Raw genomic sequence first — 15,176 nt, 5'->3', positions numbered from 1 at the left:
GGGAAAGGGGTGAAGAAAAAGATGAGATTAGAGAAAAACTGGTTTTATCATTTCTGTATTGCGTTATCAATTGCAGGCATGGGCTACATCCTGATTGCAGGCGTCTCCGATGCACAGGGAAATCAGGAATATCCTTATGCAATGAAAGGATTGCTCATTCTCATCTTCTTCCTTACCTGGGCAGGAGTAAACTTCTTAGCGTTGCTGTCTGCCCGGCTTACCATAACCACAAAGCTTAAAAAATATCATAATCACCTTTTGGCAATAGAAGTGATTTACGTCATTCTTATTCTGATTCTGGCATTTGCCGCCAGACTTTTCGTCATAGGGAATCTGCCCATGGAGCCGGCATCTGATTATAAAACCTATTACGAGATAGCTAAAATGTTAAAGGAAGGGGTTCTGCAGGAAAAGGGAGAAGGTTATTGTAACTATATTGGGATGTTTCCCCATATACTGGGTTACTGCTATATTTTAAAAACTATTTTTGTTGTATTTGGAACCAGCATCTGGAACGGACAGATAGCAAATGTCTTGTTCTCCGTAGGAACGGTTTATCTTATTTACAGAATTGCCAGAAGGCTGGGTGGGAGAATGGCAGGGCTTACAGCACTCACAGCCTCGGCATTCTGGCCATCCCAGATCCTTTACGTCAATATGCTTGCAGCCGAATACTCCTTTTCATTTTTCTTATACCTGTGTGTGCTGCTTTTTCTTCATTTGGTCATGGATTATGATGGCGTCACAAAGCATGGGATCAGAGGAGTTCTTCTTCATATTGTCCTTGGCTGTCTGATTGCAGTGACTGCGGCAATCCGTCCAATGGCTGTAATATTATTAATAGCAGTCCTTATATTTCTGATTCCCCTTAAGTCCAAATTACCGGAAATACCACACAACAGCATTTCTGTCTGGGTAAGGTTTCTGGCCAGGGGATTTATGAGGGCAGCGCTTATCGTGTTGGCATATATGGCGGTATCCAGTGTCCTTAATACAGATATAGAACTCACCATTAATAAATCAACACCTTCCTTTAGCCAGTCCTTTGGCTATAATCTATTGGTAGGACTAAATCAGGAATCCAGCGGGGGCTGGAATGAAGAAGATTCCAGGTATTTATATGACAATCTGGAACGGACCGGTTCGCCTATAGAAGCACAGATTGCTTGCCGGAATTTGTCATTTAAGCGGTTGTCTGCAGGGCCAGGGGGATTATTTAACCTGTTTATAAAAAAATATGAATTGCTGTGGGAAAATGATAATTATGGGGCTGACTGGAATCTGGCTTTCTTAAATGAGCAGAATGAACTGACTCCGGACAGGGCAGTATTTCTCAATCATGCGAAAACTGCCAGCCAGATTGTTTATATGGTAGCCGTGCTCTTTTCTTTTCTGACTTTGATTTACCTGTTGCAAAGAAAGGCGTCCTCTCTTTATGTTCTGGTCCTGGTTTATTTAGGGACAGCTGCCATGCATCTTATGGTTGAAAGCCAGAATCGGTATCACTTTCATATTCTACCTGTATTTATAATTATTTCATCTGTAGGAATAAAATATATTTTTGAAAATGCTGTAACATTTGTAAATACTTCGGATTGGGAACGGAAGCTGAAAAAAGAACAACAGATCAGGGAAGAGACCGTATTAAAACAATTTGAATTGGAAGAACATAAAGCCATTGAGCAGCGCTATAAAAGTATGACCAATGCTTTTGATATGCAGTCGGCCATTTTAAACGGCAATGTTACTGTTACTGTTTCAGAAGCTTATACGCAACCCGATCCCTTTATGAAAGAAAAAAAAGAGGTCTCTGCCGCTGAGATATCTCCAAAGATATCACAGGAAAAAGAAACTGAGAAAATGATAAAGAAGGAGCCGGCCAGATTGGAACATTCCGATTTAGAGGAGCTAATTCTGGAACTGGAAGAGATTTCAGAGACAGGAAAGGTGCCCAATGAACATGATGAAGGGGGACATACAGTATGAAAAAAGCCATTCCGCGAAGCAGGGTGGAAAAGGTTCTAATTATGATCCTCTGCATCCTTACGGTATTTACTGCAGGGGGTCTTCTTTTCCTGTCTCACTATCTCAATAAGGAGGAGGACTTGCGAAAAAGTCAGAGGGAAAGTGCAGATGAAACTTCTCTTGATGATATCACGGCGATTTTGCCGGAATACTGTAACATCAATGAGAAAATTCCTGACATACGCGTTACCACTGAATCAGGAGACATAGTGACAATGAAAGCGTTTGAGGGAAAGCCGGCCATTATAACCTTCTGGGCCAGCTGGTGTCCGGATTGCAAAAAAGAACTTTCTCATATCAGGGAATTCATAAATACCTCAAAGAATTATGGCGACATCAATTATATTCTTATAAATAGAACAGATAATAAAAAGGAAACCAGAGAAACAGCAAAAAAGTATCTGTCAGAACAGGGAATTACCATAGACACTTACTATGACGAAGGTATGGCCGCCTATCAGGAGCTTGGCCTTCATGCCATACCAACCACATTGTTTCTGGATGAGCATGGAGTGATCCGGTCATGGAGTATGAAGCCAATGGAAAAGCCCTCTGTATTTGAAGGATATTTGAAAGATCTGACAGAAGGAAGCGGGAAGGTGACCGGGGATTTTGTACTAAATCATCTTATGGATGACCAGGGAGGAGTTCATACAATTTATGATCCAGAGGCAGACAGTGCCATAAAAAGCGATGTTCTTAGTGAAACTCAGGGTGTGATGCTGGAATATGCGTTACTGCGAAAGGATCAGCAGCTATTTGAAAAAATTCTCTCTTATATCAATGGGGTGATGCGGGTAAATGGTATAACCGGGTGGAACGTCAGCAATAATAAGCCATCAGAGGTGAATTCGCTTTTAGATGACTTGCGTATCCTGGGTGCACTGCTTTCTGCAAATAATTTATGGGGCGGTTATGACCAGTTAATAACCAATTATTCAGAAGAAATTGGAAAATACGCAATTCACAATGGAAATTATGTAGATTTTTACGATTCCGGTTATAAAAAATATGCTGACCGCTTTACTCTCTGCTATGGAGACTTACCGGTTATGTCCCGGCTGGCGGCCCTGGATGACCGATTTACACAGCCTTATGAGTCAGCAAAGAAATTGATTCTTGGGGGAAAAATAAGTGAAGGATTTCCTCTGTACTACAGTTGGTATGATTATAATAAAAACTCTTATGTTTCTGATGATTTAAATACTGCAGAAGCTATGGTCACGCTGCTTCACCTGGCAGAGGCCGGTTTGCTTGCGGAGGATTCCATGGCCTGGCTAAAAACGCAAATGGATGCAGGCGGTGTGAAAGCACGATACAAAACAGATGGAACAGTAGTGGAAGGGTATAATTATGATTCAACAGCTGTTTACGCGCTGATTGCCATGATTGGGGAAATAGAAGGAGATTCGAAGCTCCGGGGAAACGCTCTGAAGAAAATGGGAAAAATGAGGATTATGGATACCGCTTACCCCTATTACGGTGCATTTGGGATGGAAGATGGAAGCGGCATCACATCCTTTGATCAGGTTATGGCAATGCTGGCTTATGAGTATACTGGAAAACCGGCAGACTGACTGATTTGGCAAAATAAATTAACATAAAAGGAGTTTTTACAGTGAAGAATATCATGCTGGTATTTGGGACAAGACCAGAGGCAATCAAAATGTGCCCTCTGGTTATTGAGTTGAGAGGCAGGAAAGAAGCAAGGGTTTGCGTCTGTGTAACAGGTCAGCATAAATCCATGTTAAACCAGGTTTTAGATGCGTTTTCAATTATTCCGGACTATGATCTTTCCATTATGAAAGAAAAGCAGACACTTTTTGAAATTACCGTAAATATTTTAAATAAGATTCGTGAGGTTCTGGAAAAAGAAAAGCCAGACGTGGTTTTGGTTCATGGGGATACTTCCACGGCATTTGCCTGTGCCCTTGCCTGTTTTTATCTGCAGATACCGGTGGGACATGTAGAGGCGGGGTTAAGAACCTATGATATTTATTCTCCCTATCCCGAGGAATTTAACAGACAGGCCATTGGTATCATTGCAAACTATCACTTTGCTCCAACAGAAAAAGCCAGGGAGAATTTAATTTCTGAGGGTAAGAATCCTTCTGCCATCTTTGTTACAGGGAATACAGGAATTGATGCATTAAAAACCACAGTGAGAGCGGACTACAGCCATGAGCTTTTAACGTGGGCTTTCGGAAGCCGGCTGATATTGCTGACTGTACACCGAAGGGAAAATTTAGGGGAACCCATGAAGCAGATCTTTCGTGCTGTCAAGCGGATCACTGATGCACATCCTGAGATTAAGGTTATTTATCCCATCCACTTAAACCCACGTGTCAGGGAAATCGCCGGTTCTGTATTAGCGGGAGAGGAACGGATTCGTCTGATTGAACCCCTGGATGTAATTGATTTTCATAATTTTATGGCGAGAGCTGATCTTATTTTAACGGATAGCGGGGGAATACAGGAAGAGGCGCCAAGCCTGGGGAAACCGGTGCTTGTTCTTCGTAAATCAACAGAGCGTCCGGAAGGAGTTGACTCTGGGGCGCTGCTTTTAGTTGGGATTGAAGAAGAACCTATTTACGAAGCCGTAACACGTTTACTGGCTGATAATGCGCTCTATGACAGGATGTGCAGTGCAGATAATCCCTATGGTGATGGAGAAGCCAGCAGAAGAATTGCAGATATTTTACTGGGAAAGAAGGAAACCAAATAGTACAGGCTTTGCATGTAAAACATGGAAGGCCTGTACTAATATGAATGATCTTATAATGAGTTTGCTCTGTCCGCGATATTCTTATTAAAATTAATTACCTGATGCTCATAGGTAGACTCCATAAGAGGAGAGGTAATGATGAAATCTGCAGTTGCACGGGTGTTGGCAATGGGAATATCATAAACCTGGGCAATACGAAGCAGTGCTTTAACATCAGGGTCATGAGGCTGTGCAGTCAGGGGATCAGAAAAGAAGATGATCAGATCAATCCTGCCTTCTACAATCTTTGCACCGATCTGCTGGTCTCCGCCTAAAGGACCACTGTTATAGCCTTTTACCGGAAGGCCTGTCTGATCTGTAATCATACGGGCAGTGGTGCCGGTTCCGCACAGAGTGTGGTCTTTTAAGATTTCCCTGTGTTCGGTGCACCATTCAATTAATGAATGTTTTTCGTTATCATGGGCAATCAGAGCAATGTTTTTTTGTTTTTGAAGCGTCAGTGTAATATAATCTTCCTGTAACATCATAGTCCTCCTGTTGTAGGTATTAATAAGAGTGGTAGAACCTCATTTAAAACGGCAGAACACTTTGCAGAGAGTAAGTAATGGACAGATCTTTTCTGGAATATTCCTTTTTAAAATTCTGTATGATACGCTTTAAAACCATCTCTCCGTTTTCATAGGTCGCAGTAGGGAGAAGCATCAGATACTGGCTTACGCTGTAACGGCTGTAAACGTCTCCTCTGCGAAGTGAGTTGCGGATGGAACTGCCCAGTTCATCCATGGCACGGGTCTGTACCGCCGGTTTTAATAACTCACCCTTTAAATTGCTTATGGTGAGCAGGCATAAAAAGATGGAATCGCCGGTTCGCTCAATGGCTCTGGCCTCCAGCTGGTAGATATCCCGAAATACGGAAGGCTCACAGCAAAATGCTCCCTTATTGGTACCACCCTCTAAAAGAATCTCCCTGATGGTGCTTAAATCCATGGTGATTCCATGCTTTTTGTCGCTGATCATTTTATACAGCTCTTTAAAGCGGATGGATGGAGTGATGGCAAACTCGTTGTAGAACATGTCGTTTACCCGTTTGTAATGCTCCAGGGACATCATCTGGTTGCCGCTCTGGTACAGAGCATAGATCAGATAGTAATGTGCTTCCTCCCCGTAAGGATCGATGGAGATTGTCTGCTGGCAGACATCAATCATCGTAGGATAATCCTTTCTGTCATCTAACATGACCAGGATCTTTTTCACTAATTTCTGATATAGGGTGTGATAATAGGTGTGAATCGGGATTACCCAGGATTCCCATTCGGATTTTGGAAGAAAGTTTCCTTTATAAAGGTTAAATGCCTCCATTGACAGTTTCAGGCGGGTCTCTTCCGGAAATTCCTTGCTATCAGCCTGCAGACAAAGCTCTTCGAACTTATCCGTGTCGCATACGGTGGTAAGATCCCTTGTCCAGCCATATGCCTTTCTGTTTTGGAATACCAGTTCCTGCGTGGGAAACCCAAGTGGCTCAAGAAGCTTTCGTACGCGGAACATCAGCGTCTTTAAAGCGCCAGCAGGATTATTGCTGGCTTCATCTTTCCAAAACAGGTCGATTAATTCATCAACGGGAATATCCCTGCCGCGAAACGTAATTAAATATTCCAAAAGACTCCACGGTTTTTTAGCCTGATTATTCTGATCAACAATTATTTTGTCTCCGATGGTAACGGAGAATCCCCCCAGCATGTTCACATAAATGATCGTCTCTTGATTTTTCATAATTTTCTCCAAAGTAACATTTTCTTTCCTTAGTATATAGAAAAAAACGTTAAAAGTCTAGCGCAGCTTATAAAAGATTGAGATTTTTATTAAAATAAGCTATACTAAAGCAGAAGAATATGAAAAAGAAAGCAGGAGATTGCTATGAACAGAAAAAAACTGTCTACAGGAATTCTTATACTTGCATTTCTGCTTCTGGCTGTGGGAGCCGGAGTGCTTTACTTTGATTACCGTGACAGGCAGTATTCTGACAACCTGTATGAAAGCCTGGCTGAGCTGGCGAAGGAACCGGAAGAGAGCGTAACTGCCCCGCCGGAAACACAGAAAGAGAAAGAAGAACCTTATGTATCTCCTATTTCTTTTGATGTACTAAAAAAGATTAATCCTGACATTGTTGGCTGGATCCGCATTGCTGATACGAACATTGATTACCCCATCGTCCACACGGACAACAATGATACCTACCTGGATACGGATTTTGACGGAAAAAAGAATCCGTCAGGGACCATATTTCTTGACTGTGACAGCGAACCTGATTTTTCCGGAAGGCATAATATAATTTATGGGCATCATATGAAAAATGGCTCCATGTTTAAGGATATTATAAAGTATAAAGAGGAATCTTTTTATCGTGCCCATCAGGACATTGTGATCTATACACCGCAGCAGGAATTTCATTTGCGGCCGGTTACTGTGCTTTATACGGACGCAGGCGGGATACGCAGAAAAACAAAATTTGAATCAGATGAGAGCTTTTCCCTGTATGTAGATGAGATGACAAAGAACGGCATGTTTTATCAGGCACCCCAAGAGCCGGTTAAAACTCTGTGGTCATTTGTTACCTGCAGCTATGAATTTGATGATGCAAGAACCATTCTATATGCAGTATTAGTCCCTTAATTTAGAAAGGGCAGAAATGTGGTATTGTACATATCACTTTTTATCACCGCAGATTTATAAAGGAGAATAATAAAATGGGTAAATATTTTGGAACAGATGGTTTTAGAGGAGAAGCAAATGTTACGCTGACTGTTGAGGATGCATTTAAGGTAGGCCGCTTTTTAGGCTGGTACTATGGACAGAAAAAACCGGCTGAGGTATGCAGGATCGTAATCGGAAAAGACACAAGACGCAGCAGCTATATGTTTGAATATTCTCTTGTGGCAGGTCTTACCGCATCAGGAGCCGATGCCTATCTGCTTCATGTAACCACCACCCCCAGCGTTTCCTATGTAGTACGCACGGAAGGATTTTCCTGCGGGATCATGATCTCTGCAAGCCATAATCCATACTACGATAACGGTATTAAAGTGATTAATGAAAAGGGAGAGAAGTTGGAAGAATCCGTAATCACGGAGATCGAGAAATATTTAGACGGAGAGGTGGAAGAACTGCCATTTGCCACACAGGATAAGATCGGCAGAACTGTAGATTTTGCAGCAGGAAGAAACCGCTATATCGGATATTTGATCTCTATGGCAACCAGATCCTTTAAAAATAAAAAAGTAGCACTGGACTGTGCCAACGGAAGCGCCTCCGCCATTGCAAAGAATGTATTTGATGCACTTGGCGCAGAGACTCATGTGATCAGCAATGAACCAAACGGTCTGAATATTAATACGGGTTGCGGTTCTACCCATATGGGTCAGCTGGTGAAGTTTGTGAAAGAAGTAGGGGCCGATATAGGCTTTGCTTATGATGGAGATGCAGACCGCTGTCTGTGCGTTGATGAGAACGGAAATGTGGTTGATGGAGATGGTATCTTATACATCTGCGGTAAATATATGAAAGAACAGGGGCTGCTTAAAAATAACAAAGTGGTAACGACTGTGATGTCCAATTTCGGATTATATAAAGCTTTGGACCGGGAAGGGATTGATTACGAAAAAACGGCAGTTGGTGACAAATATGTTTATGAGAACATGGTCACCAACGGAAACTGTCTTGGCGGCGAACAGTCAGGGCATATTATTTTCAGTAAGCATGCCACTACCGGAGATGGAATCCTTACCTCATTAAAGGTAATGGAAGTAATTCTTGAAAAGAAAGAAAGCCTTGGAAAGCTGGCTTCTGAGCTGGAGATATTTCCACAGGTATTAAAGAATGTACGGGTTCATGATAAGACAGCGGCTCAGGATGATGAAGCGGTTAAAGCGGAAGTGGAGAAAGTGGCACAAAGTCTTGGAGACAGCGGAAGGATTCTTTTACGCCAGTCAGGTACAGAGCCGGTGGTTCGAGTCATGGTAGAAGCAGCTGATTTAAAAACCTGTGAGCAGTACGTGGAGCAGGTAATTGATGTCATGAAATCAAGAGGTCACGTCATTTCCTGATTGTAAATGAAAGTCATTGAAAACCGAAGATAACAGCCGGTTTTTCAATGACTTTTTCAGTTTTAATAACGGTGTCTCATTGTAAATGAAGACAATTCATGATATCATTATATTTATCTGCAAATTTATTTTGGGAGATCGGAAATATGGATAAAAAAGATAAATCAAACTTAGGAGAACAAATCCGCAGTACGGTGCAAAGCGCCATTGATTCCAAAGATTTTAACCAGCTGAACCGAATCATATCCGATTCCGTAAATTTTGCGCTGGATGAAGCGAAAAATCAGCTGGTAAAAGGAACGAAAAGCTGGACGCAGCCGCCGGTACGGGATAGCAGGGACGAAAATAGTGAGGCTGAGAAGGCAGTAGATGACGAACCGGGATACCGGGCGTTTCAGACCAGCCGCTCGGTAAAAGAGCGGACAGGCAGTTCATTAGCAGGAACAGGGAAACAGGAGATTAAAATAAACCAGCAGGGGCGTTTGGGCGGAGTACTATTGACCGTTTTTGGAAGTCTTTTTCTTGGGATTGATCTCATTGGCATTCTTGTTTCTTTGTTTGCTTCGATGATCTTAAAACCTGTCGCATGGGCGGCAGCTGGTGCGTTTACCTTTCTACTGGCAGCAGGAATTGTTTCCGGCTGCATGCTTTTTACCGGCATCGCCATAAATGGAAGATTGAAAAGAGCCAGAATCTATGCAAAACAGTCCGAAAAACGAATGTATTGTAATTTGGAGGAACTGGCTGCAAGTATTGGCAAATCACGGGAATATGTATTAAAAGACGTGGAGAAAATGATGAGGCTGGGTATTTTCCCCCAGGCGCACTTAGACGAGCAGAAAACCTGCCTGATTTTAAGTGAAGCCACATATAACCAGTATCTGGAGTGCCAGAAAGCGTTAAAAGAGCGGGAAAAAGAGGAAGAACTGAGACAGATTTCAGATAGTGGGACCCAGGAAAATCAAGCGCTACAGGAAATGATGACTCAGGGGAGAAATTACCTAAGAATATTAAAAGAAGCCAATGACGCCATTCCGGGCGAAGTGATTTCCCGAAAAATATCCATGCTGGAGGACGTAATACAGAGAATTTTTGACACCGTTTTAAAACATCCGGATCAAATGGGAGAGATGGAGCAGTTTATGGATTACTACCTCCCTACAACGGTAAAGCTGGTGAATGCTTACCGGGATTTTGACAGCACGGGAATAGAAGGCAATAATATTATCAATGCAAAAAAAGAAATTGAAGGAACTCTTGATACCATCAATCTGGCCTTTGAACGGCTGCTTGATGATCTGTACCAGGATACGGCTATGGACATTACCACGGATGCATCGGTACTCCAGACAATGTTAAAGAAGAATGGCTGGGCCGAAAGTGATTTTACAGGAGGAAATAAAGAATGAGCAAAGATTTGGAAGAGATGATAAATGAAGCGCCGCAGCTGACTCTTACACCATTTGATCAGACAGAAGGTGTGAAAGAAGGACATGCACTGACCGAGGCAGTACCTGTATCCGAGCCAGTGCCTGCACCAGAGCTTACACCGGAGGAAGAACGGCTGGTTTCTGATTTCGCTGATAAAATAAATTTAAAAGATTCCAATATGGTTCTTCAGTATGGCGCAGGAGCGCAGAAAAAGATCGCCGATTTTTCTGAGTCAGCCCTTGACAATGTAAAATCAAAGGATCTGGGTGAAGTGGGCCAGATGCTCACCAATGTGGTGACGGAGTTAAAAAGCTTTGAAACAGAAGGAGAGGAAAAAGGCTTCTTCGGTTTCTTTAAAAAGAGCGCTAACCGCCTTGATAACATGAAAGCAAAGTATGCATCTGCGGAGACCAATGTGAATCAGATCTGCAAGATTCTTCAGAATCACCAGATTCAGCTTTTAAAGGATATTGCCCTTCTGGATAAAATGTATGAGTTAAACACCACATATTTTAAAGAACTGACCATGTATATCCTGGCCGGAAAGAGAAAACTTGTAAAAGTTCAGCAGGAAGAGCTCCCTCTTTTCATGGACCGGGCGGCAAGAAGCGGTCTTCCGGAGGATGCCCAGGCAGCCAATGATTTATCTGCTATGTGCGGACGTTTTGAAAAGAAGATTCATGACCTGGAGCTCACCCGTATGATTTCCATTCAGATGGCGCCCCAGATCAGACTGGTTCAAAATAATGATACTTTAATGACAGAGAAGATTCAGTCCACCCTTGTCAACACCATTCCTCTCTGGAAGAGTCAGATGGTTCTTGCCATCGGAATCAATCATTCGGAACAGGCAGCAAAGGCACAAAGAGAAGTGACCGATATGACCAACGAGCTGCTTCGAAAGAATGCAGAGGTGTTAAAAACTGCAACCATTGAAACGGCAAAAGAGTCAGAGCGTGGAATCGTTGACATGGAAACCTTAAAAAAGACCAATGAGTCCCTGATTACAACCCTTGATGAAGTGGTACGGATTCAGGCAGAGGGAAGACAAAAACGAAAAGAAGCAGAAGTGGAGCTTGCCCGTATGGAAGGGGAATTAAAGACCAAACTCTTACAGATGAGCAGGTAAAAGATTCTATGGTTTTTAAAGTTTTTGTTGTAAGTCACTTTTACTCGTGCTATAATATCATAACACTTTACCGTGGTGGTTTGTCAGAGCACGGCATGTGATTTTATTGCAAAGGAATGATGACAGATGGGGTTAGACCTTTAAAACCCACGTTGTTCATTGTCAAAAAATACAGCGTGATTTATCGACTCCAAAGCCTGAACTGATTTTTTATGAAGAAAATACAGACAAAAAAGGAATATGGAGGAGATCAGACATGTTGAATTATGAAAGATATAAGCGGGTACCAGTAGTAGATTATCCGGAAAGACAATGGCCGTGCAGGGAGATTAAGAATGCGCCGATCTGGTGCAGTGTGGATTTGAGAGATGGAAACCAGGCTCTTATTGAGCCCATGGTGGTGGAAGAAAAGATTGAGATGTTTAACCTTCTGATTAAACTTGGTTTTAAGGAGATTGAAGTGGGATTTCCTGCTGCTTCTCAGATTGAGTTTGATTTCTTAAGACAGCTTGTGGAACGGAAACTGATTCCTGATGACGTGGTGATTCAGGTTCTGGTTCAGTGCAGAGAGCATTTGATTAAGAGGACATTTGAAGCCTTAGAGGGAGTTAAGAAGTCAATCGTTCATATCTACAATTCCACATCTACATTACAGCGTGATGTGGTCTTCCGCAAAGAGATGGATGAGATTAAGGAGATCGCGATACAGGGAACCCAGTGGGTGAAACAGTATATGCAGGATTTTAAGGGAGAGGTTATGCTTGAATATTCTCCTGAAAGCTTTACCGGAACAGAACTTCAATTCGCACTTGATATCTGTACGGCAGTGCAGGAAACCTGGGAAGCCACTCCGGAAAAGAAGATTATTTTCAATCTTCCTTCCACTGTGGAGATGACAACTCCCAACGTATATGCCGATCAGATTGAATGGATGAATTCCCGGTTTAAAAACCGTGACAGCATTATTTTAAGTGTTCATCCTCACAATGACAGAGGAACAGGGATTGCAGCCACTGAGCTGGCTCTTCTTGCAGGAGCTGACCGTGTGGAAGGAACTCTGCTTGGGAATGGAGAACGTACCGGCAACGTGGACATTTTAACAGTTGCCTATAATATGTTTTCTCAGGGCATCAATCCGGAACTTCATCTTGAGAATATCCGTGAAATCGTGGATGTTTTCGAACGCTGTACCAAGATGGAAGTGGAACCCAGACACCCCTATGCGGGGAAACTTGTTTTTACCGCATTTTCCGGATCTCATCAGGATGCCATTAACAAAGGCATGCAGGCGATGCATGAGAGGAAGAATCCATTCTGGGAGGTTCCTTACCTTCCAATCGATCCTTCCGATATTGGCAGACAGTATGAGCCGATTGTCAGAATTAACAGCCAGTCCGGCAAGGGCGGCGTAGCATTTGTCATGGATACCTTCTATGGATTCAAGCTTCCAAAGGGTATGCACAAGGAGTTTGCCGATGTCATTCAGGCAATTTCCGAAAAGCAGGGTGAGGTTGCTCCAGAGCAGATTCTGGAAGAATTCAAAAGCTGCTATACCGAGCGGAAGGAACCCATTCATTTCAGAAAGAGCCAGATTACAGAGGCAGAGGAAGATGTGGAGTTCTCAACACTTGCCAAAGTCCGCTACACAGACCATGGTGTGGAAAAAGTATTCGAAGGTGTGGGAAACGGACCCATCGATGCGGTTCAAAAGGGTCTGGAGAAGGAGCTTGGTATCGAAATCCGGGTGCTGGATTACTACGAACACGCACTTGCTTCCGGATCAGGGGCACAGGCTGCATCATACATCCATTTGCTTGATGTAAAGACCGGAAAGGCTACTTATGGTGTGGGAATCAGTTCCAACATTACCAGAGCGTCTATTCGGGGTATCTTTAGTGCGGTAAACCGGTTATTTTATTAATATCAGATAATGAAAGGGATCCAGTCTTTTTTGAGGCAGGATCCCTTTTAGTTATCTGATTCTTTTTTCAAAACAAACAGCTTCATCCCGTCCCTGATATTTCCCATAGTTTGGAATGATATGAAAGCTATTTTTTATGTAGAAGCTGCATGCCCCAGCATTGATTTTTCTGGTTTCGCAGATCAGTCTGCTGTATCCAAAATCCAATGCCTTATTTTCCAGGAAATTCAGGATAGAAGTGCCAACGCCCAGTCCCTGTTCTTTTGCATACATCCGTTTTAATTCCCCGGTTGAATCATCTATTCTGCGTATTGCGCCACAGCCCACTGCATTACTTCCACTTCTTGCAATGACAAAAATAGATTTTTCATCTTTCATATCATCAATTGAAAATGAGGATTCGCCACTGTTTCCGGTTATGTGATTCAGACTTCCGGATAATTCGTTTAGCAGTGACAGAGACTCATCTCTGGTAATATCAGCTTCCATAATCTGAATCGTTGTTTTGATATCATTTTTTTCGCTCATAGTGGTTTTACTATTGCCTCCTCTTGTATTGATAATAATTATAAACCCATTGATTTATACAAACAATCATTATTTAGAATTCCACAAACAGAACCGGCGTTTACTTTTCGGATAGACTCTAGTATAATTAATTCAGTTTATAAAACGACAGGAGAGTAAAGATGAAGAAATATGATTATGTGCTTGTCGGAGGTGGTCTTTATTCCGGCGTATTTGCCTATCTGGCCAGGAAACAGGGAAAGAAATGCCTGGTCCTTGAGAAAAGGGAACATTTAGGCGGCAATTTGTATTGCGAAGAGACAGAAGGAATCCATGTACACCGGTATGGCGCTCATATTTTCCATACAAGCAACCGAAAGGTCTGGCAGTTTGTCAATGAGCTGGCAGAGTTTAACCGGTATACCAATAGTCCCGTTGCCAATTATTTAGGAGAGATGTACAATCTGCCTTTTAACATGAATACCTTCAGCAAGATGTGGGGGGTGTCAACTCCTGAACAGGCAAAAGCAAAGATTCATGAGCAGAGACAGGTGATTACCAGTGAACCAAAGAATCTGGAAGAGCAGGCAATCAGCCTTGTGGGTACGGATATCTACGAAAAACTGGTAAGGGGTTATACGGAAAAGCAGTGGGGCAGAGATTGTAAGGAACTTCCGGCCTTTATTATTAAACGCCTCCCTGTACGGTTTACCTATGACAATAATTATTTTAATGACTTATATCAGGGGATTCCCATCGGCGGTTATAACGTAATTACAGACAAGCTCTTTGAAGGTTGTGATGTAGAGCTTTCTGTTGATTATTTAGATAACAGGGAGCAGTATGACAGCCTTGGGGAGAAAATCATATACACTGGAATGATCGATGCTTTCTACGGATACCAGTTTGGTAAACTGGAATACCGCAGTCTGAAGTTTGACACAGAAACCCTTAATACAGACAATTACCAGGGGGTTGCAGTTGTAAATTATACAGACCGTGAAACTCCTTATACCAGAATTATTGAGCATAAACATTTTGAATTTGGAACACAGGATAAGACGGTTATAACCAGAGAATATCCCGTTGACTGGAGTGAGGGTATGGAACCTTATTATCCCGTCAATGATGAGACCAATCAGAACTTGTATCAGGCATATGAAAAACTTGCCCAAAAAGAGGATCGGGTTATCTTTGGAGGCAGACTGGCAGAATATAAATATTACGATATGGACAAAGTTATTGAGTCTGCTTTCAAAATGGCTGAGTCCGAACTGGGTCTCCTCCCCTAGCCGCCGGCTGTTTACTTTTCTAATCAGATATAGTACAATACAACGA

The 15,176-nt window shown here is 42.5% G+C and carries 12 protein-coding genes; 9 read left to right on the top strand and 3 right to left on the bottom strand.

What is annotated here, in order from left to right:
• The first annotated feature begins 21 nt into the window (after positions 1 to 21).
• From ABS301_RS08120 to wecB, 3 genes are read left to right on the top strand one after another with little or no spacing between them, the layout of a single operon-like run.
• Positions 22 to 1,986: an ArnT family glycosyltransferase gene (locus tag ABS301_RS08120; protein ID WP_349671741.1), complete on the top strand. Its 1,965-nt coding sequence runs from the start codon at positions 22 to 24 to the stop codon at positions 1,984 to 1,986.
• Entirely contained in the window at positions 1,983 to 3,602 is a 1,620-nt protein-coding gene (locus tag ABS301_RS08115; protein WP_349671740.1) for a TlpA family protein disulfide reductase, read from the top strand. Before ABS301_RS08120 ends, ABS301_RS08115 begins: the two co-directional genes overlap by 4 nt.
• A 41-nt stretch (positions 3,603 to 3,643) precedes the next feature.
• A complete protein-coding gene (gene wecB, locus ABS301_RS08110; RefSeq protein ID WP_349671739.1) occupies positions 3,644 to 4,750 on the top strand; it encodes a non-hydrolyzing UDP-N-acetylglucosamine 2-epimerase in 1,107 nt (368 codons plus the stop codon).
• A gap of 50 nt (positions 4,751 to 4,800) precedes the next feature.
• On the opposite strand, the gene ABS301_RS08105 is transcribed toward wecB, so the two are convergent.
• Both ABS301_RS08105 and ABS301_RS08100 read right to left on the bottom strand, forming a co-directional pair.
• Positions 4,801 to 5,274, bottom strand: coding sequence for a methylglyoxal synthase (locus tag ABS301_RS08105; RefSeq protein WP_349671981.1), 474 nt, complete (start codon positions 5,272 to 5,274; stop codon positions 4,801 to 4,803).
• A 46-nt stretch (positions 5,275 to 5,320) separates the two neighbouring features.
• Positions 5,321 to 6,520, bottom strand: a complete 1,200-nt coding sequence (locus ABS301_RS08100) for an AfsR/SARP family transcriptional regulator (protein ID WP_104434263.1) — start codon at positions 6,518 to 6,520, stop codon at positions 5,321 to 5,323.
• Positions 6,521 to 6,664: 144 nt separating this feature from the next.
• Between ABS301_RS08100 and srtB the strand changes: the two genes are divergently transcribed.
• From srtB to leuA, 5 genes are all read left to right on the top strand, one after another.
• The gene (gene srtB / locus ABS301_RS08095; protein WP_349671738.1) at positions 6,665 to 7,420 is read left to right on the top strand and encodes a class B sortase; all 756 of its coding nucleotides are present in this window, start codon (positions 6,665 to 6,667) and stop codon (positions 7,418 to 7,420) included.
• A gap of 74 nt (positions 7,421 to 7,494) precedes the next feature.
• Positions 7,495 to 8,850: a phosphoglucosamine mutase gene (glmM, locus tag ABS301_RS08090; protein ID WP_349671737.1), complete on the top strand. Its 1,356-nt coding sequence runs from the start codon at positions 7,495 to 7,497 to the stop codon at positions 8,848 to 8,850.
• Between the two features lie 146 nt (positions 8,851 to 8,996).
• Positions 8,997 to 10,259, top strand: coding sequence for a 5-bromo-4-chloroindolyl phosphate hydrolysis family protein (locus ABS301_RS08085; protein WP_349671736.1), 1,263 nt, complete (start codon positions 8,997 to 8,999; stop codon positions 10,257 to 10,259).
• Positions 10,256 to 11,410, top strand: a complete 1,155-nt coding sequence (locus tag ABS301_RS08080; protein WP_349671735.1) for a toxic anion resistance protein — start codon at positions 10,256 to 10,258, stop codon at positions 11,408 to 11,410. The genes ABS301_RS08085 and ABS301_RS08080 overlap by 4 nt, the downstream gene beginning before the upstream one ends.
• 256 nt (positions 11,411 to 11,666) lie before the next feature.
• Positions 11,667 to 13,331 (top strand): 2-isopropylmalate synthase, encoded by a 1,665-nt coding sequence (gene leuA / locus ABS301_RS08075; protein ID WP_349671734.1) that lies wholly within the window; start codon positions 11,667 to 11,669, stop codon positions 13,329 to 13,331.
• A 51-nt stretch (positions 13,332 to 13,382) separates the two neighbouring features.
• Here the strand turns inward: leuA and ABS301_RS08070 are convergent, their stop codons facing one another.
• A complete protein-coding gene (locus tag ABS301_RS08070) occupies positions 13,383 to 13,859 on the bottom strand; it encodes a GNAT family N-acetyltransferase (protein ID WP_349671733.1) in 477 nt (158 codons plus the stop codon).
• Positions 13,860 to 14,020: 161 nt separating this feature from the next.
• Between ABS301_RS08070 and glf the strand changes: the two genes are divergently transcribed.
• Positions 14,021 to 15,130 (top strand): UDP-galactopyranose mutase, encoded by a 1,110-nt coding sequence (gene glf / locus ABS301_RS08065; protein ID WP_349671732.1) that lies wholly within the window; start codon positions 14,021 to 14,023, stop codon positions 15,128 to 15,130.
• Positions 15,131 to 15,176: the final 46 nt, after the last annotated feature.

Source organism: Lacrimispora sp. (genome assembly GCF_031982545.1).
Classification (GTDB): domain Bacteria; phylum Bacillota; class Clostridia; order Lachnospirales; family Lachnospiraceae; genus Lacrimispora.
The sequence above is the reverse complement of the archived record's forward strand: the minus strand, read 5'-3'. Positions and strand labels throughout refer to the sequence as shown.